Consider the following 25,789-nt stretch of genomic DNA (forward strand, 5'->3'; position numbering starts at 1 on the left):
CGATGCTGAAGGACCACGCGCTTTTCCGCTCCCGCGACCTCGACGAGGCGCGGGACCGCGTCGCCGCCATCTTCTGCCCCCACCGTCTGGAAACGCTGGGCGCGCGCAGCCTCTTCGACGCCTGCCACCACCACCTCCCCGGCCAGCGCCTCTCGCTCAACTACATCGAATACGGTGCGCGCACCCTGATCGCTCCGGGGGAACTCGGCGCCTTCTACCTGCTGCAGATCCCGCTCGAAGGCGGGGCCGAAATCACCAATGGCCGCGAAAGCTACCTCTCCACCCCCGCCACGGCCGCCATCCTGAACCCGCACCTGCCCACCCGCATGACATGGGAGGAAGGCACGCGTCAGGTTCTGGTGCAGATCTCGCGCCGCGCCCTGCAAGACCATCTCGCCTGCGTCATCGGCGGCCCCTCCGACCGCCCGCTCACCTTCGACGGCCCGCTCGACCTCACCTCCGGCCCGGCGCGGCGCTGCGCCGCCTCGTCATGTGGCTGGTGGCCGAGGCGGATGCGGGCAGCCCGCCCATCGGCCCCGGCCTCATGGCCCGCCAGATCGAAAGCACCGTCCTCGCGGGCCTGCTCGAGGCCCGCCACGACCACGCCGCCCAGATCGCGCGCCAGCGGGCCGCGCCCCGCCCCCGCCACCTGCGCCTTGCCGAAAGCTATATCGAGGCGCATCTCGACCAGCCCATCACGCTGGAAGAGGTGGCGCAGGCCGCAGGAATCTCGCCCCGCGGGCTGCAACTGGCCTTCCGCGACTTCCGCGGCACCACGCCCTTGGGCTTCTGGCGCGAGGCCCGCCTTGCCCGCGCCCATGCCGACCTGCTGTCCGCCGCGCCCGGCACCCGCGTCACCGATATCGCCCTGCGCTGGGGCTTCACCCATTTTGGCCGCTTCTCGGAAATGTATCGCGCCCGCTACGGCCTCTCGCCCCGCGACGCGCTGCGCGGCGGCTGACCCGCCTCGGCTGCAAAGGCATCGCAGGGCCCGGAACCAGGGCGGCCTGCCGATCAAATCTAGGGAGAACTTGGAGCGGGTAGCGGGAATCGAACCCGCCCCATCAGCTTGGAAGGCTGAGGCGCTACCACTACACCATACCCGCGTCGCGCCCGATCCTCATACCGATACCGCCCGGACGATGCAACCCATCACCCCGCCTCACAGCATAAGCCCCACCTCGCCCGTGGCGAGGAAGCCCGCCCGCGCATCCACCGCCACCCGCAACATCTGCACCGCCTTCTCCGCCGCCGTCCCGTTGCGAATGATCATGTCCCCGGCCAGCGTCAGCCGATCCAGCGCTGGCACGCTGTCCCGATAGATGCCCTCCGCCGCATAGGCCGCGCGGCAAACCTCCTCCGCCAGCACGGCTTGCGAGGTCAGGATCGCCACCGCCCCGCATACCGCCACCGCTTCGGCAGAACCCTCGAACTGAAAATGGGGCCAGCGCCCCGGAAAGGTCCCCGGCACCACCGTCACCCTCCGGCTCGAGCCCCTCCCCTCGCCTCACCCCCGTCAACCTCAACGCACCCTTGCCCTGCGCGCCCTGAACCGCACCCCATCCCCGCCCCCCGCCTGCCTCCCGTCGCACCTTCATCCCGCACCCTGACCGTAACCCGAACCTGCCTCACCCCTCCCCGCCCTTCAGCCCCCTCCCGTTAACCTTAATGCACCCTTGCCCCGAGCGCCCTGAACCGGACCCCATCCCCGCCCCCGCCTTCCTCCCGTCGCACCCGCACCCCGCACCCTGACCCTAACCAGGAACTGCCCCACCCCTCTCCTCCCTTCAGCCCCCTCCCGTTAACCTTAATGCACCATTGCCCCGAGCGCCCTGAACCGCACCCCATCCCCGCCTTCCTCCCGTCGCACCTTCATCCCGCACCCTGACCGTAACCCGAACCTGCCCCACCCCTCCCCGCCCGTCAGCCCACTCCCGTCAACCTCAACGCACCCTTGCCCCGAGCGCCCTGAACCGCACCCCATCCCCGCCCCTGCCTGCCTCCCGTCGCACCCTCACCCCGCACCCTGACCCTAACCCGAACCTGCCCCACCCCTCCCCGCCCTTCAGCCCACCCCCGTTAACCTTAATGCACCCTTGCCCCACATCCTGAACCTAACCCCACACCGCCGCCATCCCCGCCCCTCGGCTCACCCCCGTTAACCTTAACGCAACCTCACCCCAAACCCCGAGCCTACCCCCACACCGCCGCCATCCCCGCCCCTCGCCTCTCCCCCGCCAACCTCAACGCACCCTCACCCCACACCCTGAACCGCACCCCCAAACCGCACCCCGCACTGCCTCACACCACATTAACCTTAACGCCGCGTTCCACCACCGCGCGTATGCACGCTTTGCGGCACAGGTCCCCGCACAGCCTGCGGCCCCAACGATTTCCCGAATTCCACAAGGTAAAGACAGCGTTCTCAGACGCTTAGGGGTTCAATCAGCTCCGGCCCTCGGCCCGGTTGGAATTCACCCGCACATCCACCCGATGACAGCGCAGCACCCCTTCGGCAGAGGGTTTCATCAACACCGCCGCCCCATGCCCCGCCTCGCCCAGCCAAAGCGGCCAGTCCCCCCGCTCCAGAACCACCGCCTCGCGGTGATGCAGCCCCGCCATCCCCGGCCCCGCCTCGGTGGACACGATCGCCACCGTGTCCATCTCCCCCCAGCGCTGCCAGATCCCGGCGAATGCCATGGGCTCGCCATCCACCCTGCTGAAATACCACGGCAATTTGCGCCCCTCCACGGTCTCCCATTCATAGAAACCGGTGGCGGGCACGATGCAGCGGCGGCTGCGCACCGCCTCGCGGAAGGCGGGCTTCACCGCCACCGTGTCCGACCGCGCATTGATGATCAACGGCCCATCATTCGGCGCCTTGTACCAGCTCGGGATGAACCCCCAGCGCATCGCGCGCAACCGCCGCGCGCCCCCGTCCGAAGTGACCACCGCCACCTGCGTCGTCGGACAGACATTGAACCGCGGCACCGGCGGCAGGTCATTGCCGATCACGGCATCGAACAGCCGCGCGATGGCCTCATCGGGATGGGTGATGGTGAAACGCCCGCACATCCTCCCATCCTACGCCGTGCAGGCGCAAAGGAAAGACCGCCCCCGAAAGGGGCGGCCCCAGGCCGCAAGGACCTTACTTCCGCGTGATACGCCCATCCGTAAAGGGCTGATAAGGCTGCATCTTCGCCAGATACTCCGCCGTCACATCGGCCAGATCGGGGCCGAAATCATAGGCATTGGCCGCGCTGCGGAACATCGCATAGCCATCGCCCCCGCTCCGCACATAGTTGTTCGTCACCGCCTTGTAGACGGTCGCCGGATCAATGGGCGCCCAATCCTCGCCCGCCTTCACCATCACCTCCGACACGCGCGATCCCGCCGGGGCCGCCGGATCGAAGCTGTATTTCAGCCCCGCCACCTGCGGGAACCGCCCCGCCCCTTCCTCGACCTGGCTCACGCCATTCTCCAGCGCGGCGACGATCACCTCGCCCGTCACCTCGAAGGTCGACAACGTGTTCTGGAAGGGCAGCACCGTCAGCACCTCGCCCATCGTCACGGGGCCCGCATCGATGCTGGCCCGCAGGCCGCCGCCATTGGCGATGGCAATCGTAACCCCTTGATCCGCAACACGATCCAGCATCGCCTCGGCCACCAGATTGCCCATCGCGCATTCCTGCGCGCGGCAGGTCTCGCGCGCCCCGTCGATGGCGGCCGCCGTTTCCGCCACGACCCGCCCCTTCAACTCTTCAATCGGCCCGGCCAGTTCCTTCACCCGCGCCTCGATCTCGGGATCGGGCGTCACCAATCCGTCCAGCACGATCGTGTTGCCCCCGGCATAGACCAGCTTGCCCGCATCATCGAAGGTCAGTTCCAGATGCCCCAGATACTTGCCATAGGCATAGGCCTGCACCACCGGCACCAGATCGCCTTCGCCCCGCGTCACCCATGTCGGATAGGGGCCATGCCGTTCGGGGTCCGTGGCCGACAGATAGGTATGCGAATGCCCACCCACCACGGCGTCGATCCCCGGCACCGCCGCCGCCACCTCCAGATCGCGCGGCAACCCCAGATGCGTCAGCGCGATGATCTTCGTCACCCCCTCCGCCTCCAGCGCCGCGACATCCGCCGCCAGACTGTCGATATCCCCTTGGAATATCACGCTTTCCCCGGGGCTCGACGTTTCGGGCGTATCCATGGCAAGCGCCGAGATGAGGCCGATCCGCTCCCCTCCCACTTCCAGAACGGCATGGTTCTGCACCCGCCCCGCCAGAACATTCGACTGGCTCACATCGATATTGCCCGAGATCACCGGAAAGCTCACCTTCTCCAGAAAGGCCGAGAATCCCTCGGGACCGTCGTCGAATTCATGGTTGCCTACGGCCATCGCGTCAAAGCCGATGGCCGCCATCATCTCGGCCTCTACGGCCCCCTTGTATGTCGTGTACATCAGGCTGCCCTGGAACTGGTCGCCCGCATCCAGCACGATCACATTCTCGCCCGCCGCCCGCAGGCTGTCGCGCAACTCGCGGATCTTGGTGGCCAGCCGTGCCGCCCCGCCAAAGCATTCATTCGCCGCCGCCTGTTCGGCAGAGCAGGTCGAATCAGACCCGTTGATCGCCTCCACCCGACTGTGGAAATCGTTCACATGCAGCACATGCAGCCGATATTCCGCCGCAGCCTGCCCCGCGCCCAAGACCAATACCGCCGCGCTGGAAAGGAAAACGCCCCTCATCGCAAATCGCTCCTCTGCTGGTTGAATGCCCCGATCCTGCCCGCCTCGGGGGCCACCTGTCAAAGTTGACCTAGGGGAAAGTCCGCGCCCCGCGCAACACCGTGCCCATCCCGCAAGCCATTGACCGGCAGGCAAGCACGGTGCATGAACCGCCCATGCTGATCTACAAGATCTTCCGCCGCCCCGAATGGGATGCCTTCCGCGCCGCGGGCCACACCTCTGGCGCGCCCGTCGACCTTGCCGACGGCTTCATCCATTTCTCCACCGCAGCGCAGGTCGCCGAAACGGCCGCCAAATGGTTCGCCACCGAAAGCGACCTTGTCCTCGTCGCCTTCAACGCCGAAACCCTCGGCCCCGCGCTGAAATGGGAACCCTCGCGTGGCGGTGCGCTCTTCCCGCATCTCTACCGCGCGCTCACCATGTCCGATGTCGTCTGGGACAAATCCCTCCCCCTCGGCGCGACCGGCCACATCTTCCCCGAAGGCCTGTGGTGAGCGTCGTCGAACGCGCCGCCCTCGCCCTCCTCCACCGCCTCGATCCCGAGGTGGCGCATGGCCTCTCTCTCCGCGCGCTGCAATCCGGCCTCGCCCCTCTGCCCGGCCCCGTCACCTCGCCCCGGCTCCAAACCACCCTCACAGGCCTCACCCTGCCCAACCCCGTGGGCCTCGCCGCAGGCTATGACAAAAACGCAACCGCCATCGCGCCCCTCTCCCGCGCGGGCTTCGGCTTCATCGAGGTGGGCGCCGCCACCCCCCGCCCGCAACCCGGCAACCCCAAACCCCGCCTCTTCCGCCTGTCTGAGGACCGCGCCGCCATCAACCGCTTCGGCTTCAACAACGAAGGGGCCGAGGCCATCGCAGCCCGCCTCGCCGCCCGCAAACGCACCCAAGTCCCCGTTGGCCTGAATCTCGGAGCGAACAAGGACAGCACCGACCGCGCCGCCGATTTCGCCCGCGTGCTGGCGACCTGCGGCCCGCATGTCGATTTCGCCACCGTCAACGTCTCCTCGCCCAACACCGAAAAACTCCGCGACCTGCAAGGACGCGCCGCCCTCTCCGCCCTGCTGCAGGGCGTGATGGACACCCGCGCGCAACTCGCCCGCCCGATCCCCGTCTTCCTCAAGATTGCCCCCGACCTCACCGAGCAGGACCTCGCCGACATCGCCGAAGTCGCGCGGGCAACGGGCATCGCGGGCATCATCGCGACCAACACGACCCTCTCCCGCGACGGCCTCCGCAGCCCGCAGGCCAAAGAAACCGGCGGCCTCTCCGGCGCGCCGCTGTTCGAGAAATCGACCCGCACCCTCGCCCGCCTGTCACAACTGACCGAAGGCACCATCCCCCTTATCGGAGTGGGCGGCATCGCCACCCCCGAACAGGCCTGGGAAAAGATCCGCGCCGGGGCCAGCGCCGTGCAACTCTACACCGCCATGGTCTATGACGGCCTCTCCCTCATCCCCCGCATCGCGCGCGGCCTCGACGCCCTCGCCGCGCAGCACGGTTTCGCCCGCGTCACCGACGCCACCGGCACCGGCCGCGACCGCTGGCTCTGACCGCCCCTTCGTTTCGGTCCCAAATACCCCGAGGGGTGAGGAGCGTAAGCTCCGAGGGGGCGAGCAGCCCCCTGATTTTTCGCAGAAAAATCGTGACTCCGCTCAGAACGCCTTGAACGTCATCGTGGTCAGCGTCCGCACGATCCCCGGAATGTCGAACAGCCGCGACGAAAGGTAATGCCCCACATCCTGATCCTCCGGGATATAGACCTTGGCGATCAGGTCATATTCCCCGCTGGTGGAATAAAGCTCGCTCACCACCTCGCGGTCATAGATGGCATCGGCCACCTCATAGGTCTTGCCGGGCGTGCAACGGAACTGGACGAAAACGCAGCGCATCATGGGCCTCCTGATCTCGCGCGCAGCCTAGCCAAGACCGGAGGAAAGGAAAAGAACCGCCGTCAGAACCCGTAGAACACCATGTCCAACGCCGCCTTGATAAGGTCCCCTCTCTCAGACATATCCGCCACCTCATCGCGCAAAAGGCCCGACGGCACCGCCGCCATCTCCCCCGTCCGGATGACATGGGCCATCCCGCCCAACATCACGACGGGTTCCAACCGCCCCAAGGGCCTCGGCCCCGTTCCCACCGGCGTCAGCGGCGCCACGACCCGTGATCCCGTCTCGATGAAATCCGTCTGCAGATCGACCACCAACCGCCCCGGACCCAGCCGGTAAACGTGGAACTGCGCCATCAGTCGATCTTCATCACCTGCACATCGGCAAGCGGCATCCCATTCGCCTCGATCCACGCCTTCCGCTCGGCAATCGCCTCTGCGTTCTCCAGCGCCCATCGCGCGGCCCGCGCCTCGCTCACCGCCTTGGCCAGCGCGGCATCGCTGATGGCCGAGACGTTCAACCCCAATTCCCGCGCCGCGGCCAAGGTGTCGACACTCAGCGTCACGTTCGTCCTTGCCTTCTCGACGGCTGCCCGCATGTCACGCCTCCTGATCGCGCCGATCATACACATGATCAGTGTGTATCACAATTCACTCCTCCCCGCTCAAGGCCAGCGCCGCAGGCCCCTTGCGCAGATCCGCCACCGACAGCGGCCCCTGCGGCCGCGCCAGACGATAGCGCGTCACCCACAGCAGCCGCTGCGAGGCCCGCGTGATCGCCACATAGGCCAGCCGTTTCCAAAGCGGCACCCCCGCCTCGCTCCGCCCCGCCTGCGCCGCCGCCCAGATGTCGGGGGCGAAGACCTGCACATCCTCCCACTGGCTGCCCTGCGCCTTGTGGATCGTCACCGCCGCCCCGTGCAGGAAGGCCGCCCCCATCGTCGCCGCCGAAGGGATGAAGGGCTCCTCCTCCTCCGGCTTCTCGATCTTGATGATCGAGGCCGCGCTGACCTGCGGCTCCTCCGCCCCCACCACATGCAGCTTGGCGAAACCGGGTTTCGATCCGGGGCCCAGATAGATCACCTGCGCCCCCTTGATCAGCCCCCGCGCTTCCAGATCGATCCGCTTCTTCCTGTGCTTCAGCGGCAACTCGATCCCGTCGCAGATCAGCGGCTCCCCCGGCAGCAATTCGTCCTCCGGCGCGCCGAAGGCCCCCCGGAAGGCATGGATCAGCCGGATCCGCGTCGCGTTCCGCCAGACCAGCACGGGCGAACGCGCCATCAGATCGGCATCCACCCGCTCGGCCATCACCACGCGCCCATCGGCCCGCGCCGCATCCTCCACCATCCGCTCGAACCGCTCGAATGTCAGCCCCTCATCGCCCAGCGCATGGGCCAGATCGAGGATCGGGTTGTCCTCCGCCTGCCGGTGGATGCGGTTCAGCACCATCCGCCGCGACGCGGACAGCCGGTCGAAAACCATCTCCCCCGACAGCCCCACCGGGGCCAATTGCGCCGGATCACCGAACAGCACCAGCGTCGGGAAGATCTCGCGCAGATCCTCCAGCGCCCGCTCGTCCAGCATCGAGGACTCGTCGATGAACCCCACATCCAAGGGCTCTTCCCGCCGCTTCCATCCCTTGATGAAGTCGGAACCTTTCAACCCCGCCGCCGCCAGCGCCCCCGGAACCGATGCCACCTGCTGGAAAAAGGCAAATGCCCGGTCCAGCGCAAGGTCGGTCAGCCCCTCCACCACGGGCCGCTCGCCCTGCCCCGTCAGCCATTCCGCGATGCGCTCGTATTCCGGATCATAGACGGGGGTGTAAAGGATGCGGTGGATCGTCGTCGCGGGCACCCCCCGCAGGCGCAGCACGCTCGCCGCCTTGTTCGTGGGGGCAAGGATGGCCAGCGTCCGCCGATCCTTCCGCCGCCGCCCCTCGTAATCGCCCGAGATGACCTCCACCCCAGCGGCCAGCATCGCCTTTGTCAGCCCCGCCAGCAGCATCGTCTTGCCCGATCCGGCCTTCCCCACCACCGCCAGAACCGAGGCCTTCCCCTCTGCCCGCGGCGTGATCTCCCCCGCCGTCAGGTCGATGCCATTGGCATAAAGCTCCGCCGAAACGCGGTCGAAGGCTTCCGCCTGATCGTCTGACAAGGTCACGGGAAGGGTCATGCGCGCGACCATAGTCGCAGGGCCGGAAAGATGCGAGGGGCCATCTGCCCCCACCGCCTCCCCGCGCCTCAATGCAAGGAATTGCTCCCCCGGCCCCCTTTCGGCGGCTCCTGCGGCTTGGGCGGGCCAAGCTCCTCGCGCGCCGCGGCGAGCGCCTCCGCCGCCTTCAGAGACAGGCGCGGCAGGCCGTTCCTGTCGGCATAGTCCACCAGATCCTGCAAGACTTCGAACACCCAGTCATGCCCCATCCGGACCCCTGCCAAACCAGCCCAACCCTTGGCCGCAGGATAGCACCGCCCCCCCTCATCTGAACCCACGCCGCCGGAAACAGGCCGTTTCCATCCCGGCAACGGGCCCCGCCAAAGGAAAGGGGCGCGTCCGGCCCCGCCAGACGCGCCCCCATCCCGAACGTCCGAAACCTCACATCCCGCGCGAGGCTTCCAGCGTGTCCTCGAATGTCCGCAGCCCCGGCCGCGGTGCCTGCACCAGCACCGCCATGTTGCCGGGCCGATGCTGGTTCTTCAGCATCTTCATATGCGCCTGCGGAATCTCGGCCCAAGGGAAGACCTCCGACATGCAGGGGTCCAGCCGCCGCTCGATCATCAGCTTGTTCGCCGCGCTCGCCTGTTTCAGATGCGCGAAATGGCTGCCCTGCAAACGCTTCTGGTGCATCCACATGTAACGCACGTCGAAGGTGCAGTTGAAACCCGTGGTCCCGGCACAGATCACGACCATCCCGCCCTTCTTGCAGACCAGCGAAGACACCGGGAAGGTCGCCTCGCCCGGATGCTCGAACACCATGTCGACGTTCACGCCCTTGCCGGTGATGTCCCAGATCGCCTTGCCGAAGCGCCGCGCCTCCTTCAGCCAGTCATTGTATTCCGGGCTGTTCACCTTGGGCAGTTGCCCCCAGCACTTGAACTCGTTGCGGTTGATCACGCCCTTCGCGCCCAACCCCATCACGAAATCGCGCTTGCTCTCGTCCGAGATGACACCGATCGCATTCGCCCCCGCCGTGTTGATCAACTGGATCGCATAGACGCCAAGGCCCCCCGACGCCCCCCAGACCAGCACGTTCTGCCCGGGCTTCAGGTCATGCGGCTCATGCCCGAAGAGCATCCGGTAGGCGGTGGCCAGCGTCAGCGTATAGCAGGCCGACTCCTCCCAGCTCAGATGCTTGGGCCGCGGCATCAACTGCTGCGCCTGCACCCGCGTGAACTGCGCGAAAGACCCGTCATGCGTCTCATAGCCCCAGATGCGCTGGGTGGGAGAGAACATCGGATCGCCGCCGTTGCATTCCTCGTCGTCGCCGTCATCCTGATTGCAGTGGATCACCACCTCGTCGCCGACCTTCCAGCGCGTGACCTTGTCGCCCACCGCCCAGACGATGCCCGCCGCATCCGACCCCAGCACCGCATAGGGCTGCTTGTGGCCGTCGAAGACGCTGATCGGCTCGCCCAAGCACGCCCAGACGCCGTTGTAATTCACCCCGGCGGCCATCACGAGGACAAGCACCTCATGGCTGTCGATCTTCCACGTGTCGACCACCTCCAACTGCATGGCGGTGTCGGGTTGCCCATGCCGCTCGCGCCGGATCGCCCATGCATACATCTGCTTGGGCACATGGCCCAAGGGCGGCATCTCGCCCACCTCATAGAGGTCCTTCTTCGGCGCATCATAGGCGACCACATGCTGCTGCGTATCCAAAGCCATCCTCCGGCCTCCCTGAACCCGATGCCGCGCCGCAGAATCGGCGCCCTTGGCTCACTGATAGAGGATGCCCGCGCAACATTGCAATAGCGTTGGGTTGGTTTTTGTAATTTTATGTCTGCCGCGCCGCAGCAGGGCACATATGCCCCCCCCGCCCCGCGCTCACAACTCCAGCCGCTGCCGAACCGGGGCTGCATAAAAGGCCATCAGCGCCCGCTTCTCCTCGCGCAGCGCCAGATCCTCCGTCACCAGCCCGCGCCGCCGCAGATGCAGCAGCGCCTCCTCCACCGTCGCCTCCAGCCCCTGCGGATGCAGCCGCAGCACGGCATCCTTCGCCGACAGCGCATCCGCCAGCCGACGCACCTCCACCTCCAGCCCCTCGCGCGATACCACCCCCGCCTCCAGCGCCGCCGCCACCAGAGGCACCGGCAGGATCGGCACCGCCCGCGCGACCCGGCCCATCAACTCCGCCCCCAAGGCCTGCGCCACATCCCCCTCATGCCCCGCCAGAAACGCCCGCAGCGAAACGGGCGCCCCGAACCCCGCCGCCGTCGCGCCGAAACCGGGGAAATTCCCCCGCAGCAACCGCCACCCCATCCGGAAGACAAAGGCCACCACCCCCGCAGGTCCCGGCCGGAACCGCCGCACCCCTGTCCGCGCCGCCTCGGTCAATACCCGGTCTTCCAGCACCCGGTCATAGCCCAGCCCCACGGGCACGAACAGGATATCGCGCCCCTCCGGATCGAACCCGTTCACGAAATAGGACAGAAGCCCCAGCTTCGCTTCACCCACGCGCCCATCCAGCGACAGCCCGCCCTCCGGGAAAATCGCCTGCGCCACCCCCTCCGCCGCCGCCATCTGGACATAGCGCGCCAGAACCCGGCGATAGAGCGCGTTGCGCGACCCGCGCCGGATGAAATAGGCCCCCATCCCCCGGATCAGCCGCGACAGCGGCCAGACCCGCGCCCATTCCCCCACCGCATAGGAAATCGCCGACCGATCCGCGATCAGCCATGTCACCAGCACGTAATCCATGTTGCTGCGGTGGTTCATGACGAAAACCACCGTCGCCCGGTTGTCCACCTGCCCCAGCGCCGGGTCGATCCGCCCGATCCGCACCCGATAGAAGACCCGCGTCAACCACCGCGCCACCTGCACGGCAAAGCCGAAATACATCGTCGCGGAAAAGGCGGGCACGATCTCGGCCGCATAGGCCCGCGCCTCCTGCATCGCCACCGTGGGCGGCACGCCCGTCTCGGCGGCATGTTCCGCCACCGCCTGCATCACCTGCGGGTCATAGGCCAGCCTCAGGATCATGTCATGCCGCTGCGCCAGCTTGAACGGCGCGATGGGCCGCTCCAGCCGCTCGTTCAGCCGCGCCACCGCACGCTCCATCCGCCGCCGGAAGAACCACCGCACGCTGGGCGCAAGGATACGGTCCAGCGCCGCGATCCCCGCAAGCGCCAGCACCAGCACGACCAGCCAAATCGGCAGTTCCACCGTCCCCGTCATGGGCAGAGGCTAGCGGGCCACGGCCCGCGCTGCAAACGGATCAGTTATAGGTGACCGACGTCACCGCGCAGACGTCGATATCCTGAATGGCCTCGTCGCCATCGTCGAAGACAGCGCGGAAGGAATAGGTGCATTCCCCGGTATCGGCGAAATTCACCGTGGCGCTCTGGCCCGATCCCACCGCCTGACCGGCCAGCACATCCTCCTGCCAATCCGCCGCCCCAAGGGTGGAGGCGTAGAAGTTCGTGATGGTAAAGCCCGACTGGTTCACGATCTGAACCGAACGCTCCTGCGCCATGGCGGGCACCGCCATCGCCATCGTCAGGGCAGCAAGCGCGAAACTGGTGCGCATCGTCCTTGGTCCTTCGACCCTCGGCCCCCCTTGTTGACGCCGGATACCCGGCAAGGGCCTTCCCTGTGAATATAGGTCAGCCAAACGCCCCTGTTAAGGGGGGGGGCCGTCACCTGCCCCCGATCACTCGGCCATCACGCCGCGCCAGTCGATATCGCGCACCGAAATCATGCCCGAGGTGATGATCCCCGCCAGCACCAGCCAGACGATGGCCGCGATCCAAGTCGTCATCTTGGCCTTGCGCGCCACGATATGCGTGGCGGGCGCCCCCTTGGGCGTGCCCGGCACCACGACGCCGGTATCGCCCTGACTCACGAAACGGATCGGCAGCACGATGAAGAACACCATGAACCAGCTGACCGCATAAAGAACGATGGCCGAGGTGATGCTCATGTCCTCACACCTGCTCCAGTTCGACCAGACAGCCATTGAAATCCTTGGGATGCAGGAACAGCACGGGCTTGCCATGCGCGCCGATCTTCGGCTCGCCCGATCCCAGCACCCGCGCGCCCGATGCCTTCAGCCGGTCGCGCGCCGCAAGGATATCCTCCACCTCATAGCAGATATGGTGGATGCCCCCCGCCGGGTTCTTTTCCAGAAACCCCGCGATGGGGGAATTCTCGCCCAGCGGATACAGCAACTCGATCTTCGTGTTCGGCAATTCGATGAAGACCACCGTCACCCCGTGATCCGGCTCGTCCTGCGGCGCGCCGACCTTTGCGCCCAGCGTGCCACGATACTGTTCCGCCGCCGCCGTCAGGTCCGGCACAGCGATGGCCACATGGTTCAGCCGTCCGATCATCCCGTCACTCTCCCCGCATCAAGCTCTCGCCTGCGTTATGGGTGCGCCCAGCGCCCCGCGCAAGGGGCGCTCCGGTCGCAGGGGGCTTTACCGGCGCTTAACGGTCCCGCCCGCAGGATCGGCACGGGATTTGCCCAAGATTCGCCACAGCCACCCCGCAGGATCGCCCCATGACCCAAGCCGCACCCCAGATGCCGCCCTCCGCCCCCCCGGTCCCCCCGGCGCTGCGCGATGCGGTCAACCTGCGCCTCGTCACCCTCTATCCCGACTGAGGCAGGGCTACAGCGCGGGGTCCGATGCCGCCCGCACCAACCGCGTCAGGTCCGAAAGCCGCTCCTTCTGCCGCCCGTCGGCGGTGAAATTCGCGGGCGACAGCCAAGCCGCATAGGCCTCACGCAGGGCGGGCCATTCGCTGTCGATGATGGAAAACCAAGCCGAATCCCGGTTCGCGCCCTTGATCACCATGTGCTGGCGGAAAATCCCCTCATAGGAAAATCCCAACCGCTGCGCCGCCCGCCGCGACGGCAGGTTCAGCGCGTTGCACTTCCATTCATACCGCCGATAGCCATGGGCAAAGGCCCAATCCATCATCAGAAACATCGCCTCCGTCGCCGCCCGCGACTGCTGCAAGGCGGGCGACAGGCAGATATGCCCCACCTCGATGCTGCCATGATCCGGCGTGATCCGCAGATAGGAGGCCACGCCCAGAGGATGCGCCCCGCCCGCCTCGTGGATCGCCCAGAAGACCGGGTCACGCCCCGCGACCGACTCCTTGGCCCAGCGGTGATAGGCGGCAGCGGAATGAAATGGGCCATAGGGCATGTAATCCCACAACCCGTCATGTCCGGCAAAGGCCGCGAAAAGGTCGGCGGCATGGCTGTCGGCATCCAGCCTCTCCAGCCGCGCATAGCGCCCTTCCATGGGCGCATCCCCCGGCCATTCCGCCGGTTTCCACCCTTCGACCAACGCGCCCGCCATGTTCCCGCCTCCGTCACCCAAGGCCGCCACCTTGCCCGCCCCGCGCCCTGCCCGCAAGCCGCCGGATCAGAAGGCAAAGCCTGCGGGATAGTCGTGGAACCCGTCGAAATCGGCCTTGCCCAGCGCCACCCCCGCCGCCCGCAAGGCGGCATAGCCCATGGTCACGTGGAACAGGAAATTCGGCATCCCGTAAAGGTGCAGGAAGGTCGCCCCGTCCTGCTCCAGATCGGCAAAGCCCGCGCGATGCACGATCACCCGCCCCTCCGCGCCCTCGAACTCCGCCGGTTTCATCGCCCCCAGCACCGCCCGCGCCACCGCCAGCCTCGGCCCCAGCGCGGCCGGCAGGTCCGGCACCTCCCGCCCTGCAAGCGGGCAGGCCACCCGCAGCGCGAACCCCGCCGCCGTCGCGAATTGCTGCCGCGCCGGAAAGGCATCCGCGATCCGGTGATCCAGCGCCTCCGCCCCCGCCACCTCTACCATCCGCGCCACGCGGTCCAGATAGTGCCGGAACACCGGCACCGTGGCGGAGTAAAGCGGCGGATGCGGCAGCATGGAAACCCCTCGGCAAGGCCGGGTCACAGTGACAGGGAAACCCTGCTTTGTGGAGTCCACCCCCGACGCAGTCCCGGTTAACGCCCGCTCAACCCGGATGCACGAACCCCTTCCCCACCGCCCGCTGCGTGCTGACAGTTTGCGGCACGGTTTACGGCACAGTTTCCGGCACGGCCCGCGTCACGCCTGCCGCAGCGCGGAATGCCGCAACGCGGCGAATTGACATTGAATGATTCTGTCCTCTATTCAGGTCACTGCGAAATATTATTGCCGAACCGAGTCAGGAGGCCCCCATGACCCAGAAGCCGAAAGAGCAACCCTGGCTCTTCCGCACCTATGCGGGCCACTCCACCGCGCGGGCCTCCAACGCCCTCTACCGCACCAATCTTTCCAAGGGCCAGACGGGCCTCTCCGTCGCCTTCGACCTGCCCACCCAGACGGGCTATGACAGCGACCACGAACTCTCGCGCGGCGAAGTCGGCAAGGTCGGCGTCCCCGTCGCCCACCTTGGCGATATGCGCACCCTGTTCGACCAGATCCCGCTCGAGCAGATGAACACCTCGATGACGATCAACGCCACCGCCCCGTGGCTTCTGGCCCTATATATAGCGGTGGCCGAGGAGCAGGGCGCCGACATCTCGGCCCTGCAAGGCACGGTGCAGAACGACATCATCAAGGAATACCTCTCGCGCGGCACCTATATCTGCCCGCCGAAACCCTCGCTCCGCATGATCACCGACGTCGCGGCCTATACGCAGAAACACCTGCCGAAATGGAATCCGATGAACGTCTGCTCCTACCACCTGCAAGAGGCGGGCGCGACGCCGGAACAGGAACTCGCCTTCGCGCTGGCCACCGCCTGCGCCGTGCTAGACGACCTGAAGGGCAAGGTGCCGGCGGAAGACTTCCCCAACATGGTCGGCCGCATCAGCTTCTTCGTCAACGCAGGCATCCGTTTCGTCACCGAAATGTGCAAGATGCGCGCCTTCGTCGACCTCTGGGACGAGATCTGCGAAACCCGCTACGGCGTGACTGACCCCAAATACCGCCGCTTCCGCTATGGGGTTCAGGTCAACTCGCTGGGCCTGACGGAACAGCAGCCGGAAAACAACGTCTACCGGATTCTCATTGAAATGCTTGCGGTTACGCTGTCCAAGAAGGCCCGCGCCCGCGCCGTGCAACTGCCCGCATGGAACGAGGCGCTCGGCCTCCCCCGCCCGTGGGACCAGCAATGGTCGCTGCGCATGCAGCAGATCCTCGCCTATGAAACCGACCTTCTGGAATATGACGACCTCTTCGACGGCAACCCCGCCGTGGACCGCAAGGTCGCCGAACTCAAGGACGGCGCGCGTCAGGAACTCGCCACCATCGACGCCATGGGCGGCGCGGTGGCGGCGATCGAATACATGAAGGGCCGTCTGGTCGAATCGAACTCCGAACGGCTTGCGAAGATCGAAACCAAGGAAACCACCGTCGTCGGCGTCAACCGCTGGACCGAGGCCGCGCCCTCCCCCCTCACCGCAGGCGACGGCGCGATCATGGTCGCCGATGCCGATGCCGAACGCGACCAGATCGAACGCCTGCAACAGTGGCGCACCACCCGCGACGAGGCAAAGGTCAAGGCTGCGCTGGAGTCGCTCCGCCAAGCCTGCGCCACGGGGCAGAACGTCATGCCCGCCTCCATCGCCGCAGCCAAGGCGGGCGCCACCACGGGCGAATGGGGCGCCGTCGTCCGCGCGGCCTTCGGCGAATACCGCGCCCCCACCGGCGTCTCGCGCAACCCCTCGAACCGCACCGAAGGCCTGGAACCCATCCGCGACGCCGTCGCACAGGTCAGCACCAAACTCGGCAAACCGCTGAAATTCCTCGTCGGCAAACCCGGCCTCGACGGCCATTCCAACGGTGCCGAACAGATCGCCGCCCGCGCCCGCGACTGCGGCATGGACATCCATTACGAAGGAATCCGCCTGACCCCCGCCGAAATCGTCGCCGCCGCCGCCGAACAGAAGGCCCATGTCGTCGGCCTCTCCATCCTCTCGGGCAGCCACATCCCGCTGATCTCCGAAACCATGGACCGCATGCGCGCCGCAGGCCTTGGCGACATTCCCGTCGTCGTCGGCGGCATCATCCCCGAGGAAGACGCCACCCGCCTCCGCGCCATGGGCGTGGCCGCCGTCTACACGCCCAAGGATTTCGAACTGAACCGCATCATGATGGACATCGTCGGTCTGGTGGACCGCCAATCCGTCGCCGCCGAATGACGCCTCCGGGCTGACGAACCCTCGTCAGCCCGTTTGCGCCAGATCAAGGCCCCCCGCGCCTCCGCCCTGCATCCTCCCTGCAAGCACAACCTTGCAGGATCACCCCCATGCTCACCCGTCTCCGCGCCCTCCTCGACCGCTGGCACCAGCTGAAAGCCGTCGAGGCCCTCACCGACCGCGACCTTGACGATCTCGGCATGACCCGCGCGCAGGTCATGGCCTTCGCCACGATGCCCGCCGACGTCCCCGACCGCGTTGCCCGCATGGCCGCCATCTTCGGCATCCCCGAGGCGGATCTGAAGGCGAACTACGCCGACTACCTCGAACTCCTCGGCACCTGCGCCCATTGCACCGACCGCGCTGCCTGCTCGCTCATGCTGCGCAAAGGCGATATCGCCCGCCCGCAAGACGCCACCTTCTGCCCCAACGCGCCGATCTACACAGAACGCGCCCGGACAGCCGCCTGAACCCTCGGTTAAGGAACAGACCCGCCCCTTCATCTTGGCCCAAATACCCACCCGCAACGCTTGCATCCCAAAAACGCCCCCGCGCAGCGCGCCCCTCCCTCTCCCCTCGGGGGAGAGGGCCGGGGTGAGGGGCCCCCTTCCCCCCGCCTCCCCCATCGCCTACCCTTGCGCCAAACGCAGCAAGAGGCCCCCATGACCTTCCACATCGGCGCGAAACCCGGCGAGATCGCCGAAACCGTCCTGCTTCCGGGCGACCCCTACCGCGCCCGCTGGGCCGCGCAGACTTTCCTCAAGGACGCTGTTCTGGTGAACGAAGTGCGCGGGATGCTGGGCTATACCGGCACATGGAACGGCCACCGCGTCACCATCCATGGCACCGGCATGGGGATGCCCTCGCTCTCCATCTACGCCAACGAACTGATCCGCGACTACGGGGCCAAGACCCTCATCCGCATCGGCTCCGCAGGCGCGCTGCAACACCACATCAAGGTGCGCGACATCGTGCTGGCGCAGGCCACCACCACCCTCGGCTCCCCCTCCCGCTCCATCTTCCGCGAACTCAACTTCGCGCCCGTCGCCGATTTCGGCCTGCTCTCCGCCGCCCATGCCGCCGCCACCGGGCGCGGTATCCCCACCCATGTCGGCGGCATCTACTCCTCCGACACCTTCTATGACGAAAGGCAGGACCTGTCCGACCAGCTCCAGCGCCACAACTGCCTCTGCGTGGAAATGGAGGCCGCCGAACTCTACACCCTCGCCGCCCGCCACGGCGCGCGGGCACTGGCGATCCTGACCATCTCCGACCACATCCTGACGCATGAGGCGCTCCCCGCCGACCAGCGCGAACGCAGCTTCGGCGACATGGTGGAAATCGCCCTTCAGGCCGCCTTCACCCCTGCGTGAGGGGGGCTGGCCCCCCGCCGCCAAAGGGCATAGGTCCCGCGTCCCACCCAAGGGCAAAGGACGACCCGATGACCGCCAAGATGAAAGCCGCCCGCATCCATGCCTATGGCACCCCCGACGTGATCCGCGTCGAGGATGCGCCCATCCCCGTGATCGGCCCCGATGACCTGCTGATCCGCACGGTCGCCGCCTCGGTCAATCCCGTCGACTGGAAGATCCGGCGCGGCTATCTCGCCCAGATGCTGCCCTATGAGATGCCCCTCACCCTCGGCTGGGACGTCTCGGGCATCGTGGAAAAGGTGGGGGCCAACGTCACCACCTTCAAACCCGGCGATGCCGTCTATTCCCGCCCCGATATCCGCAGGAACGGCACCTATGCCGAATATGTGGCCATCCGCGCCAGCGAGGCCGCCCCCAAACCCGCCACCATCAGCCATGTCGAGGCCGCCTCCCTCCCCCTCGTCTCCATCACCGCATGGGAGGCGCTCATCACCACCGCGAACCTCACCGCAGGCCAGCGCGTCCTGATCCACGCAGGCGCGGGCGGCGTCGGTTCCATCGCCATCCAGCTTGCCAAGGCGCGCGGTGCCCATGTCACCGCCACGGCCTCACCCGCGAAATCCGCCCTCGTCCGCTCCCTCGGCGCGGATGATGTGGTGGATTACCGCGACCCCAGCGCCTTCGCCGCCGCCCGCGACCTCGACATCGTCTTCGATACCATCGGCGGCGACACGCAAGAGGCGTCCTGGGCCATGCTGAAACCGGGTGGCTTCCTCGTCTCCATCACCCAGCCCCCGAAACCCGAACGCGCCGAGGCCGAGGGCAAACGTGCGGGCTTCGTCTTCATCGACCCGAATGCCGTCATCCTGCGCGACCTCGCCTCCATGGTGGACGCCGGACAGATACGCCCCCTGATCGGCGGCGAATTCCGGCTCGACCATGCCGCCCGCGCTCACGAGGCCTCTGAAACGGGCCGCACCACGGGCAAGATCGTCCTCTATACCGGCCAACCCTGACGCATCGGCGCGGCGGGGGGACCCTCCCCCTGCCGCAACCCGGTCGGCCGCAGTGGCCTATCGGCCATGGGTCCGGTCATAGCCATTCACCACAGGCGCCACCCATCCGGCGGGCGGGGCCACAGGCTCGAACACCTCCACCAGCAGCGGATGGCACCGCGCCGCATCCGAGGAATGCTCCGCCGAACAATCCCCGCCCGGACAGGCCGACAGGCCCCCCACAAGGTCGATCTCGGCAAAGAACTCCAGATAATCCCCGGGCCGCACGGGCGACGCCTTCATGAAATACTGCCCCGTATCCCGTGTGAACCCAGTGCACATGAAGACATTCAGCACATCATGCACATGCCCCTCCGCCTCGCGCAAAGGCAACCCCGTCCAATCCGCCAGCGCGCGGGTCAGGTTGGAATGGCAACAATGGTGATACTGCCCCCCACCCGACAACAGGTTATGCGTATAGGGATCGCAGCGCGTGCCGATCACGTCATGCACCGCGCCGCCGAAATCGTCGAACCCGTACCAGTCCAGCGTGTCATCCGTGATCACCGCCATGGGCCGCAGGAAGGGAAAGGATGACCACATCCGATCCCCCGTCGAAAGATGCGTTCCATGCAGCGCACGCGTCTTGCCCGAATAGAACCGCTCCCGCAGATCCACCGCCGACCACAGGTTCAGATCCCCGACCTGCGGCCCCTCCACGCTGGTGATCCGGAAGAACTGCCCCGCCCCCACCGCAAAACACCGCGCCTTGCGCGCAGGCACCAGCACCTCCGCCACCTTCGTCCACCCCGCGCGCGCCGCGCGGAAAGGGGCCATGTCGGGCCGCGCCAACCCCTCCACCGGATAGCAGATCACAGGCGGCACCGCCCTTCGCCGCGCGGCATCGTCAGGGGCGGAATGATCATGGATCAGCTTCATAGCGGGCTCACCTCTCTGCCCCCAACCCTATCAGCCCCGCTCCCGCAGGCAATGGCGCGGCGACCTTGCCCCCTCCGTCACCGCCCCGCAGACGGCACAGCGCCAGACCTCTGCCCCCGCCGCCCGATCCAGCCGCCACCGGCAATCGCGCGTCAATGTCGATCCGCGCCGCTGCCACCACAGCGCGGCGAGCACCGCCAGCAGAAGAAGGGGAACCAGAATCGGCATGGGCCTTCCTAGCACCCGGCAGGCCCCACTGCGACGCCCCGCAGGGAGAGAGTCACAGGAAATGGAAATCCCCCGCCGTCAGGTCCCCCGCCCGCAGCCCCTCCATCAGGATGACATGTCCCGCGGCCGCCACTTCCACCGCCCATCGCCCCTCCAGCAGCACATCCCGCAGCGCAAGATCCGCCATCCCGCCAGGGCCCTGCAGGTGCAGACGGTCAAGCCCCGGCACGAAGTCGCGGATCCGGTCCTGCTCACCAAACCGAAGCGCGGCAAAGACAAAGACATCCGCATCCGCACCCCCGGTCAGGCTGTCATTGCCGATCCCGCCCTCCAGCACGTCCGTCCCCGCCCCACCGTCCAGCAGATCATCCCCCGCGCCCCCGATCAGCCGGTCAGTCCCGCTTCCACCGCGCAGCGTGTCGGCCCCCTCATCGCCGAAAAGGCGGTCATCCCCCTCGCCCCCGTCCAGACTGTCCGCCCCGTCGCCGCCGTAAAGGTCATCCGCGCCGATGCCCCCGAAGATGCGGTCATTCCCCTCCCGCCCCCAGAACCGGTCATCTCCCGCGACATCGCCCAGCAGGTCATCCCCCGTCCCCCCATCAAGCTGGTCGTTCCCCGTCCCGCCGGCCAGCGTGTCGCCCTCCGTCCCGCCCCACAGGCGGTCATTGCCCGCCCCGCCATCCAGCACATCCGCACCCTGACCGCCCATTAGGCGATCGTCCCCCCCGTCGCCCGTCAGGCTGTCGTCGCCGGCATCGCCAGAAAGGCCGTCCGCGCCTTCGCCGCCCTGCAGCCTGTCGCGCCCAAGGCCGCCCGAAAGGCTGTCATCGCCCAACCCTCCCAGCAACTGGTCATCCTCCCCGTCGCCAGCCAGCCTGTCATTGCCCTCCCCCCCGTCGATCCGGTCGTTCCCCCGACCGCCGCGCAGGATGTCGTTGCCCGCCCCGCCATTGATCTGATCGTTTCCCAGCCAGCCCAGCAGCAGGTCATCCCCATCCCCGCCGGACAGGCCGTCATCCCCCGCCCCGCCATCCAGACTGTCGCGCCCCGCCCCGCCGGAGAGCGCATCATTGCCTATCCCGCCCCAGAGCGCGTCATCGCCATCGCTGCCATCCAGGCGATCCCCCCCCGCCCCACCGAACAGCCGGTCATTTCCCGCGCCGCCATCCAGCCGGTCCCGCCCCGCGCCGCCATGCAGAAGATCGTTCCCCACCCCGCCGGAAAGCGTGTCATCGCCGGCACCGCCGTCCGCCGTATCATTGCCCGCCGTGTCGGTGACGGTGTCATGCCCGGCACCGCCCAGCATCAGATCATCCCCCTCGCCGCCCGTCAGGCGATCATCGCCGCCCGCGCCATAAAGCCTGTCCGCACCCTCGCCGCCATCAAGGAAATCAGCCCCGGCATGCCCCCAAAGCAGGTCCTGCCCCGCCCCGCCATAAACCAGATCGGCACCCGCCCCACCCAGCAGGCGGTCATTGCCGCCCTCGCCGAAAAGGCTGTCATCCCCCGCCTGACCAAACAGCCGATCCGCCCCTTCTCCCCCCGAAAGCCTGTCCCCATCCTCGCCACCGAACAGCCGGTCATCCCCGGCCTCGCCCATCATCTGGTCGACACCGGCCCCACCATACAGCCAATCCAGCCCTGCCCCGCCCAAGAGCCTGTCATTGCCCCCCTCCCCCGCCAGCAGATCGTTGCCCTCCTCGCCCTGCAACAGGTCATCCCCCGCCCCGCCCGTCAGCCCATCATTCCCAACCCCGCCGAACAGCGTATCCAGACCTTCCCCCCGAAAAGACTGTCAGCCCCATCGCCCCCCTCCAGCCGATCCTGCCCCGCATCGCCCGCCAGAAGATCATCCCCGCCCCCCCCGCCAGCAGGTCGTTCCCCTCCCCGCCCTCCAGCCGATCCGCCCCCTCGCCCCCGTCCAGACTGTCATTCCCCGCACCACCGAAAAGCGTGTCGTCCCCCGCTCCGCCGAACAGCCGGTCATTGCCGCCCAGACCCGCGATCCGGTCATCCCCGCCCATCCCCGAAAGGCTGTCATTCCCCTCCCCCCGGCGAAGTCATCCGCCCCTTCCCCCGGCCCCGACGGCTCCTCCGCCTCCCCGGCAAAGCCCAGCCGATACCCCGCTCCGAAGTCCAACGCCCGCACCTGCGCCGTGCTGAACCCCCGGCCATCGGCGCTGCGCAGTTCCAGTTCCTCCGCACCAAAGCGCAGGATCGCCCCGGTCGCCGTTGGCTGCACCGCCACCTGTCCCATGTTGCGCAGCATGGGCCATGCCGTCAGGTCGATCCGGTCCATGGCAGGGTCGAAATCCGCGATCACATCACGCTGCCCATCCGCCCGCATCACGAAGACATCCGCCCCCGCCCCGCCGCTCAGGACCTCCGCCCCCGCACCGTCAAGGATCAGGTCGCGCCCCGCCCCGCCACTGGCCACCCCGCCAAAGGCCGACACCACCGCCCCCAGCCCCGCCAGCGGCAGGGCAAGCTGCGTCAGCCCCGCCTCCGCCCCCGACAGGGCCAGCACCTGCAACCTGTCCCCCACCACCACCGCCCGCAGCGCGCTGATATTGGCCAGTCCCAGATCCAGCCGATCCTCCTGCGTCGCCAGATGCACCAGCCGCCCGCCCCGCGTCATGGCAAAGACCGAAAGCCCCTCATCCGCCCCCGCCGCGATCACGAAGACCCAATCGCCATGCGTCACCACCTCCAGCGCGGTCACAGCCTGAAACCGCGTCGTCAGCGCATCGGTCACGTGATCCACCGGCACCGGCACGCCATCCGCCCCGATCCGGAACACCGTCAGGCTGGACGATCCCGCCGCCGCCGCCACCAGCCATGTCGCGCCGAAGGCCGCCACCGTCTCCAGCGCGCTCACCCCCTGCAGGGGCACGCCCTGCGCCTGCCCCACCACAGAGCCGCGCGACAGCACCCCGCCCGCGCCCAGCTCCAGCACCGTCACCCCATGTTCCAGCGCCGAACCCGCATAGACGAAGACCCGGCCCCCGACATTCGCCCCCGCCAGCGCCGCCACCCCGGCCAAGGCCGAAGCCCCCGTATCCACCAGCGCCGACACCGCCGTCAGCGCCTGCCCCGGCCCGATGCGGAAGGCCTCCACCCCGCTGCCCGCAGGCCGCGCCGCGATGAGATAGGCCTGACCGCCCAGGTCCACCGCCAGCATCTCCACCGCCCGCGCCTGCAAGGGCGCGCCCGGCGTCAGATGGCCCGTCAACCCGCCCGCCCCCGGCAGTTGCGCCGCCGCGATCATATCCACGGGCAGGCTTCCCGCAACGCCACCCACCGTCACCGGCACCCGCGCCGCGCCCTGCACCGCAAAGCCCTCCACCACCGGACCCGCCGCCCCTGGCACGATCACCACCGTCTCGTTCAGTACCGGGTTGAACATCCGCAGCACCGGGCTTGCCCCCGGCACCACCACCAATTCCCCCTGCGCCGATGGCTGCGCGAAACGCGCGCCAAGGGCCACCCCGACCCTTTGGATTTCCAACATGCCACACCCACCCATGCCCGAAGGCAGGGTCAGACTGGCCCTGTCACGGTTACCGATGGCTTAGGAAAGTCTGGCGCTTTCATGGCATTCGCCGGGGCTTTTGCGCCACTGCCCGAAACCTGCCGGAAACCCGCCGCTAAAGCGTCGTCTCCGCCTCGGCCGGGGTCACGCGCTGCCGCTTGATCATCGCCTCGCGCCAGGTGATGTAGCTGATCGCCCCGATGATCACCGCCCCCCCCAGCAGAACGAAGACATCCACCCCCTCGCCAAAGACAAGCGCGCCCAGCGCCGTCGCCCAGACAAGCTGCAGGAAGGTCACCGGCTGCGTGACGGCCAAGGGCGCGGGGCGGAAGGCCCGCGTCATGCAGTAATGCCCCCCCGTCGCGAAGCCCGCCACCAGCCCCAGCCACAGCAGTTGCGACAGGCTCATCGGCACCCAGACCCAAAGCGCAAGCGGCAGAAGACCGACGGTCACCGTGGCCGACATCATCGCCACCACCGTCCCCGCCGGGGCCAACTGGCTCAGCCGTTTCGCGAAAAGATAGGAGGCCGCAAAGAAACAGGCCGCCCCAAGCTGCGCCAGATGCCCGTCCGTCACTTCGCGCAGCCCCGGCCGGATCACGATCAGCGCACCGATCAAGGCCACCCCGACCGCCACGATCCGCCGCATCGCCAGCGCCTCGCCGAAGAACAGCGCCGCCCCCAGCGTCACCAGAACCGGGTTCAGGTATCCGATCGCCGTCACCTCGGCCACCGGGATGCGCGCCATGGCATGGAACCACAGGATCACCGCCGCCGTATGCACCACGCCCCGCCAGCCGAACAGGCGCAGCGTGCCCTCGGGCAGCCCCTGCCGCGCCAGCCCCCAGAGGCTCGGCAGCAGGAACAGCACGCCCCAGCCAAAGCGGACAAAGGCCGATTGCGCGGCGGGCAGGTCCGTCCCCAGATAGCGCACGACGCCCGTCACGCCCACGAAGCACAGCCCCGTCGCCAGCATCCACAATGCGCCCTCGACGGGCCGCCCCAAATCGCTCTGATCCGCGCCGCTCATGCGCGCGACCAAAGCCCAAGCCCGCGCCCCCCGCAAGGGCCGGCGGGCGGATTTCTCACGCCGTCAGCGCAAGCTTCGCCGCAATCGCCCACATCGTGCAGCCCACCACCACCTCCAGCACGACCCAGGCCCGCGGCCGCGCGAAGACAGGCCCCAACAGCCGCGCCCCGAAACCCAGCGCCGAAAAGAACACCAGCGACCCCATCGCCGCCCCGATGCCGAAGGACAGGCCATGCGGCGCATATTGCGCGCTGATCGACCCAAGCAGCACCACCGTATCCAGATAGACATGCGGATTGGCCCATGTCAGCACGAGGCAGGTCGCCAGCACCTTCCCCAAAGGTGCCGCCCCACCCGCCGCTGGCATCAGCGCCTCGCCGCCGCGCCACGCCGCGCGGAACCGCATCGCGCCATAGACCACCAGAAAGGCCACGCCGCCCCACAGCATCACATCCGCCAGCCACGGCACCGCGCCCGAAACAAGGCCGAACCCGCCCACCCCTGCCGCGATCAGCACCGCATCCGACAGCGCGCAGGTCGCGACCACCGCCAGCACATGCTCGCGCCGTATGCCCTGCCGCAGCACAAAGGCATTCTGCGCCCCGATGGCCGCGATCAGGCTGATTGCCACCAGAAACCCCGAACCTGCTGCAAAACCTGCCGTCATGGCACCCGCTCCCCTGCTTCGCGCTTGACCTAACCCACGGGACGGGGATCAA

28 protein-coding genes, 1 tRNA gene and 2 pseudogenes are annotated in these 25,789 nt (G+C 67.8%); 8 read left to right on the plus strand and 23 right to left on the minus strand.

The annotated features are described in order from the left end of the window. Positions 1 to 2 precede the first annotated feature (2 nt). Positions 3 to 419, plus strand: a pseudogene (locus tag TabM4_RS14345) (cupin domain-containing protein); the annotation flags it as partial. Positions 420 to 490: 71 nt separating this feature from the next. Continuing rightward, positions 491 to 961: a helix-turn-helix transcriptional regulator gene (locus TabM4_RS14350; protein WP_434613690.1), complete on the plus strand. Its 471-nt coding sequence runs from the start codon at positions 491 to 493 to the stop codon at positions 959 to 961. A 71-nt stretch (positions 962 to 1,032) separates the two neighbouring features. On the opposite strand, the gene TabM4_RS14355 is transcribed toward TabM4_RS14350, so the two are convergent. The 4 genes from TabM4_RS14355 to TabM4_RS14370 form a co-directional block, all read right to left on the minus strand. Beyond that, positions 1,033 to 1,106, minus strand: a tRNA-Gly gene (locus TabM4_RS14355). A 56-nt stretch (positions 1,107 to 1,162) separates the two neighbouring features. Then, positions 1,163 to 1,471, minus strand: coding sequence for a hypothetical protein (locus tag TabM4_RS14360; protein ID WP_434613693.1), 309 nt, complete (start codon positions 1,469 to 1,471; stop codon positions 1,163 to 1,165). A gap of 974 nt (positions 1,472 to 2,445) precedes the next feature. Next, complete coding sequence (locus TabM4_RS14365) at positions 2,446 to 3,075, minus strand: SOS response-associated peptidase (protein ID WP_434613696.1); 630 nt, start codon at positions 3,073 to 3,075, stop codon at positions 2,446 to 2,448. Between the two features lie 73 nt (positions 3,076 to 3,148). Continuing rightward, on the minus strand, positions 3,149 to 4,747 hold the full coding sequence (locus TabM4_RS14370; RefSeq protein ID WP_434613699.1) for a bifunctional metallophosphatase/5'-nucleotidase: 1,599 nt from the start codon (positions 4,745 to 4,747) through the stop codon (positions 3,149 to 3,151). A gap of 155 nt (positions 4,748 to 4,902) precedes the next feature. Here TabM4_RS14370 and TabM4_RS14375 point away from each other — a divergent pair, with 155 nt between their 5' ends. Beyond that, entirely contained in the window at positions 4,903 to 5,241 is a 339-nt protein-coding gene (locus tag TabM4_RS14375; protein ID WP_434613702.1) for a DUF952 domain-containing protein, read from the plus strand. After that, a complete protein-coding gene (locus TabM4_RS14380; RefSeq protein WP_434613705.1) occupies positions 5,238 to 6,299 on the plus strand; it encodes a quinone-dependent dihydroorotate dehydrogenase in 1,062 nt (353 codons plus the stop codon). Before TabM4_RS14375 ends, TabM4_RS14380 begins: the two co-directional genes overlap by 4 nt. A 102-nt stretch (positions 6,300 to 6,401) precedes the next feature. Here TabM4_RS14380 and TabM4_RS14385 read toward each other — a convergent pair whose 3' ends face one another. From TabM4_RS14385 to TabM4_RS14440, 12 genes are all read right to left on the minus strand, one after another. Continuing rightward, entirely contained in the window at positions 6,402 to 6,638 is a 237-nt protein-coding gene (locus TabM4_RS14385) for an Lrp/AsnC ligand binding domain-containing protein (RefSeq protein ID WP_434622087.1), read from the minus strand. Positions 6,639 to 6,700: 62 nt separating this feature from the next. Further along, on the minus strand, positions 6,701 to 6,994 hold the full coding sequence (locus TabM4_RS14390; RefSeq protein WP_434613708.1) for a CcdB family protein: 294 nt from the start codon (positions 6,992 to 6,994) through the stop codon (positions 6,701 to 6,703). Further along, positions 6,994 to 7,236 (minus strand): type II toxin-antitoxin system CcdA family antitoxin, encoded by a 243-nt coding sequence (locus tag TabM4_RS14395; RefSeq protein WP_434613711.1) that lies wholly within the window; start codon positions 7,234 to 7,236, stop codon positions 6,994 to 6,996. The genes TabM4_RS14390 and TabM4_RS14395 overlap by 1 nt, the downstream gene beginning before the upstream one ends. A gap of 52 nt (positions 7,237 to 7,288) precedes the next feature. Further along, a complete protein-coding gene (locus TabM4_RS14400) occupies positions 7,289 to 8,809 on the minus strand; it encodes an AAA family ATPase (protein ID WP_434613713.1) in 1,521 nt (506 codons plus the stop codon). Between the two features lie 68 nt (positions 8,810 to 8,877). Next, positions 8,878 to 9,057 carry a hypothetical protein gene (locus TabM4_RS14405; protein WP_434613715.1) on the minus strand — a complete coding sequence of 60 codons (180 nt, stop codon included), beginning with the start codon at positions 9,055 to 9,057 and terminating at the stop codon, positions 8,878 to 8,880. Between the two features lie 172 nt (positions 9,058 to 9,229). Continuing rightward, complete coding sequence (gene ccrA / locus TabM4_RS14410) at positions 9,230 to 10,522, minus strand: crotonyl-CoA carboxylase/reductase (RefSeq protein ID WP_434613718.1); 1,293 nt, start codon at positions 10,520 to 10,522, stop codon at positions 9,230 to 9,232. Between the two features lie 159 nt (positions 10,523 to 10,681). After that, positions 10,682 to 12,031, minus strand: coding sequence for a 1-acyl-sn-glycerol-3-phosphate acyltransferase (locus TabM4_RS14415; protein ID WP_434613721.1), 1,350 nt, complete (start codon positions 12,029 to 12,031; stop codon positions 10,682 to 10,684). A 40-nt stretch (positions 12,032 to 12,071) separates the two neighbouring features. After that, positions 12,072 to 12,383 (minus strand): hypothetical protein, encoded by a 312-nt coding sequence (locus TabM4_RS14420; protein ID WP_434613724.1) that lies wholly within the window; start codon positions 12,381 to 12,383, stop codon positions 12,072 to 12,074. Positions 12,384 to 12,506: 123 nt separating this feature from the next. Further along, positions 12,507 to 12,776 carry a DUF1467 family protein gene (locus tag TabM4_RS14425; RefSeq protein WP_434613727.1) on the minus strand — a complete coding sequence of 90 codons (270 nt, stop codon included), beginning with the start codon at positions 12,774 to 12,776 and terminating at the stop codon, positions 12,507 to 12,509. A gap of 4 nt (positions 12,777 to 12,780) precedes the next feature. Beyond that, complete coding sequence (gene mce / locus TabM4_RS14430) at positions 12,781 to 13,185, minus strand: methylmalonyl-CoA epimerase (RefSeq protein WP_434613730.1); 405 nt, start codon at positions 13,183 to 13,185, stop codon at positions 12,781 to 12,783. A 279-nt stretch (positions 13,186 to 13,464) separates the two neighbouring features. Further along, positions 13,465 to 14,163: a GNAT family N-acetyltransferase gene (locus TabM4_RS14435; protein WP_434613733.1), complete on the minus strand. Its 699-nt coding sequence runs from the start codon at positions 14,161 to 14,163 to the stop codon at positions 13,465 to 13,467. 66 nt (positions 14,164 to 14,229) lie between these two features. Then, positions 14,230 to 14,715 (minus strand): DUF1993 family protein, encoded by a 486-nt coding sequence (locus tag TabM4_RS14440; RefSeq protein WP_434613735.1) that lies wholly within the window; start codon positions 14,713 to 14,715, stop codon positions 14,230 to 14,232. 293 nt (positions 14,716 to 15,008) lie between these two features. Here TabM4_RS14440 and TabM4_RS14445 point away from each other — a divergent pair, with 293 nt between their 5' ends. The 4 genes from TabM4_RS14445 (at position 15,009) to TabM4_RS14460 (ending at position 19,362) form a co-directional block, all read left to right on the plus strand. Next, positions 15,009 to 16,976: a methylmalonyl-CoA mutase family protein gene (locus TabM4_RS14445; RefSeq protein WP_434613738.1), complete on the plus strand. Its 1,968-nt coding sequence runs from the start codon at positions 15,009 to 15,011 to the stop codon at positions 16,974 to 16,976. A gap of 107 nt (positions 16,977 to 17,083) precedes the next feature. Beyond that, positions 17,084 to 17,443, plus strand: coding sequence for a DUF1127 domain-containing protein (locus TabM4_RS14450; RefSeq protein ID WP_434613740.1), 360 nt, complete (start codon positions 17,084 to 17,086; stop codon positions 17,441 to 17,443). Positions 17,444 to 17,635: 192 nt separating this feature from the next. Continuing rightward, positions 17,636 to 18,346 carry a purine-nucleoside phosphorylase gene (deoD, locus tag TabM4_RS14455; protein ID WP_434613743.1) on the plus strand — a complete coding sequence of 237 codons (711 nt, stop codon included), beginning with the start codon at positions 17,636 to 17,638 and terminating at the stop codon, positions 18,344 to 18,346. A gap of 68 nt (positions 18,347 to 18,414) precedes the next feature. After that, positions 18,415 to 19,362 carry an NADP-dependent oxidoreductase gene (locus TabM4_RS14460; protein WP_434613745.1) on the plus strand — a complete coding sequence of 316 codons (948 nt, stop codon included), beginning with the start codon at positions 18,415 to 18,417 and terminating at the stop codon, positions 19,360 to 19,362. A 57-nt stretch (positions 19,363 to 19,419) separates the two neighbouring features. Here the strand turns inward: TabM4_RS14460 and TabM4_RS14465 are convergent, their stop codons facing one another. The 7 genes and pseudogenes from TabM4_RS14465 to TabM4_RS14495 all read right to left on the minus strand — a co-directional run bounded on the left by TabM4_RS14465 (position 19,420) and on the right by TabM4_RS14495 (position 25,737). Then, positions 19,420 to 20,280 (minus strand): urea carboxylase-associated family protein, encoded by an 861-nt coding sequence (locus TabM4_RS14465; RefSeq protein WP_434613748.1) that lies wholly within the window; start codon positions 20,278 to 20,280, stop codon positions 19,420 to 19,422. 30 nt (positions 20,281 to 20,310) lie between these two features. Beyond that, positions 20,311 to 20,508, minus strand: a complete 198-nt coding sequence (locus TabM4_RS14470) for a zinc finger domain-containing protein (protein WP_434613751.1) — start codon at positions 20,506 to 20,508, stop codon at positions 20,311 to 20,313. Positions 20,509 to 20,560: 52 nt separating this feature from the next. Further along, positions 20,561 to 22,219 carry a calcium-binding protein gene (locus TabM4_RS14475; RefSeq protein ID WP_434613754.1) on the minus strand — a complete coding sequence of 553 codons (1,659 nt, stop codon included), beginning with the start codon at positions 22,217 to 22,219 and terminating at the stop codon, positions 20,561 to 20,563. 23 nt (positions 22,220 to 22,242) lie between these two features. Next, complete coding sequence (locus TabM4_RS14480; protein WP_434622089.1) at positions 22,243 to 22,353, minus strand: hypothetical protein; 111 nt, start codon at positions 22,351 to 22,353, stop codon at positions 22,243 to 22,245. A 53-nt stretch (positions 22,354 to 22,406) separates the two neighbouring features. Then, positions 22,407 to 22,532, minus strand: a pseudogene (locus TabM4_RS14485) (calcium-binding protein); the annotation flags it as partial. A 1,623-nt stretch (positions 22,533 to 24,155) separates the two neighbouring features. Then, on the minus strand, positions 24,156 to 25,070 hold the full coding sequence (locus tag TabM4_RS14490) for a DMT family transporter (RefSeq protein ID WP_434613757.1): 915 nt from the start codon (positions 25,068 to 25,070) through the stop codon (positions 24,156 to 24,158). 55 nt (positions 25,071 to 25,125) lie between these two features. Next, positions 25,126 to 25,737, minus strand: a complete 612-nt coding sequence (locus TabM4_RS14495) for a LysE/ArgO family amino acid transporter (protein ID WP_434613760.1) — start codon at positions 25,735 to 25,737, stop codon at positions 25,126 to 25,128. Positions 25,738 to 25,789: the final 52 nt, after the last annotated feature.

It is taken from the genome of Tabrizicola sp. M-4 (assembly GCF_051132405.1).
Classification (GTDB): domain Bacteria; phylum Pseudomonadota; class Alphaproteobacteria; order Rhodobacterales; family Rhodobacteraceae; genus Paragemmobacter.

What these genes read in the sequence shown, in the direction of transcription:
- TabM4_RS14350 (WP_434613690.1), top strand. Translation starts at nt 491, where the DNA reads ATGTGGCTGGTGGCCGAGGCGGATGCGGGCAGCCCGCCCATCGGCCCC.
- TabM4_RS14365 (WP_434613696.1), bottom strand. Translation starts at nt 3,075, where the DNA reads ATGTGCGGGCGTTTCACCATCACCCATCCCGATGAGGCCATCGCGCGG.
- TabM4_RS14370 (WP_434613699.1), bottom strand. Translation starts at nt 4,747, where the DNA reads ATGAGGGGCGTTTTCCTTTCCAGCGCGGCGGTATTGGTCTTGGGCGCG.
- TabM4_RS14375 (WP_434613702.1), top strand. Translation starts at nt 4,903, where the DNA reads ATGCTGATCTACAAGATCTTCCGCCGCCCCGAATGGGATGCCTTCCGC.
- TabM4_RS14385 (WP_434622087.1), bottom strand. Translation starts at nt 6,638, where the DNA reads ATGCGCTGCGTTTTCGTCCAGTTCCGTTGCACGCCCGGCAAGACCTAT.
- TabM4_RS14390 (WP_434613708.1), bottom strand. Translation starts at nt 6,994, where the DNA reads ATGGCGCAGTTCCACGTTTACCGGCTGGGTCCGGGGCGGTTGGTGGTC.
- TabM4_RS14395 (WP_434613711.1), bottom strand. Translation starts at nt 7,236, where the DNA reads ATGCGGGCAGCCGTCGAGAAGGCAAGGACGAACGTGACGCTGAGTGTC.
- TabM4_RS14400 (WP_434613713.1), bottom strand. Translation starts at nt 8,809, where the DNA reads ATGACCCTTCCCGTGACCTTGTCAGACGATCAGGCGGAAGCCTTCGAC.
- TabM4_RS14405 (WP_434613715.1), bottom strand. Translation starts at nt 9,057, where the DNA reads ATGGGGCATGACTGGGTGTTCGAAGTCTTGCAGGATCTGGTGGACTAT.
- ccrA (WP_434613718.1), bottom strand. Translation starts at nt 10,522, where the DNA reads ATGGCTTTGGATACGCAGCAGCATGTGGTCGCCTATGATGCGCCGAAG.
- TabM4_RS14415 (WP_434613721.1), bottom strand. Translation starts at nt 12,031, where the DNA reads ATGACGGGGACGGTGGAACTGCCGATTTGGCTGGTCGTGCTGGTGCTG.
- TabM4_RS14420 (WP_434613724.1), bottom strand. Translation starts at nt 12,383, where the DNA reads ATGCGCACCAGTTTCGCGCTTGCTGCCCTGACGATGGCGATGGCGGTG.
- TabM4_RS14425 (WP_434613727.1), bottom strand. Translation starts at nt 12,776, where the DNA reads ATGAGCATCACCTCGGCCATCGTTCTTTATGCGGTCAGCTGGTTCATG.
- mce (WP_434613730.1), bottom strand. Translation starts at nt 13,185, where the DNA reads ATGATCGGACGGCTGAACCATGTGGCCATCGCTGTGCCGGACCTGACG.
- TabM4_RS14435 (WP_434613733.1), bottom strand. Translation starts at nt 14,163, where the DNA reads ATGGCGGGCGCGTTGGTCGAAGGGTGGAAACCGGCGGAATGGCCGGGG.
- TabM4_RS14440 (WP_434613735.1), bottom strand. Translation starts at nt 14,715, where the DNA reads ATGCTGCCGCATCCGCCGCTTTACTCCGCCACGGTGCCGGTGTTCCGG.
- TabM4_RS14445 (WP_434613738.1), top strand. Translation starts at nt 15,009, where the DNA reads ATGACCCAGAAGCCGAAAGAGCAACCCTGGCTCTTCCGCACCTATGCG.
- TabM4_RS14450 (WP_434613740.1), top strand. Translation starts at nt 17,084, where the DNA reads ATGCTCACCCGTCTCCGCGCCCTCCTCGACCGCTGGCACCAGCTGAAA.
- deoD (WP_434613743.1), top strand. Translation starts at nt 17,636, where the DNA reads ATGACCTTCCACATCGGCGCGAAACCCGGCGAGATCGCCGAAACCGTC.
- TabM4_RS14460 (WP_434613745.1), top strand. Translation starts at nt 18,415, where the DNA reads ATGACCGCCAAGATGAAAGCCGCCCGCATCCATGCCTATGGCACCCCC.
- TabM4_RS14465 (WP_434613748.1), bottom strand. Translation starts at nt 20,280, where the DNA reads ATGAAGCTGATCCATGATCATTCCGCCCCTGACGATGCCGCGCGGCGA.
- TabM4_RS14470 (WP_434613751.1), bottom strand. Translation starts at nt 20,508, where the DNA reads ATGCCGATTCTGGTTCCCCTTCTTCTGCTGGCGGTGCTCGCCGCGCTG.
- TabM4_RS14490 (WP_434613757.1), bottom strand. Translation starts at nt 25,070, where the DNA reads ATGAGCGGCGCGGATCAGAGCGATTTGGGGCGGCCCGTCGAGGGCGCA.
- TabM4_RS14495 (WP_434613760.1), bottom strand. Translation starts at nt 25,737, where the DNA reads ATGACGGCAGGTTTTGCAGCAGGTTCGGGGTTTCTGGTGGCAATCAGC.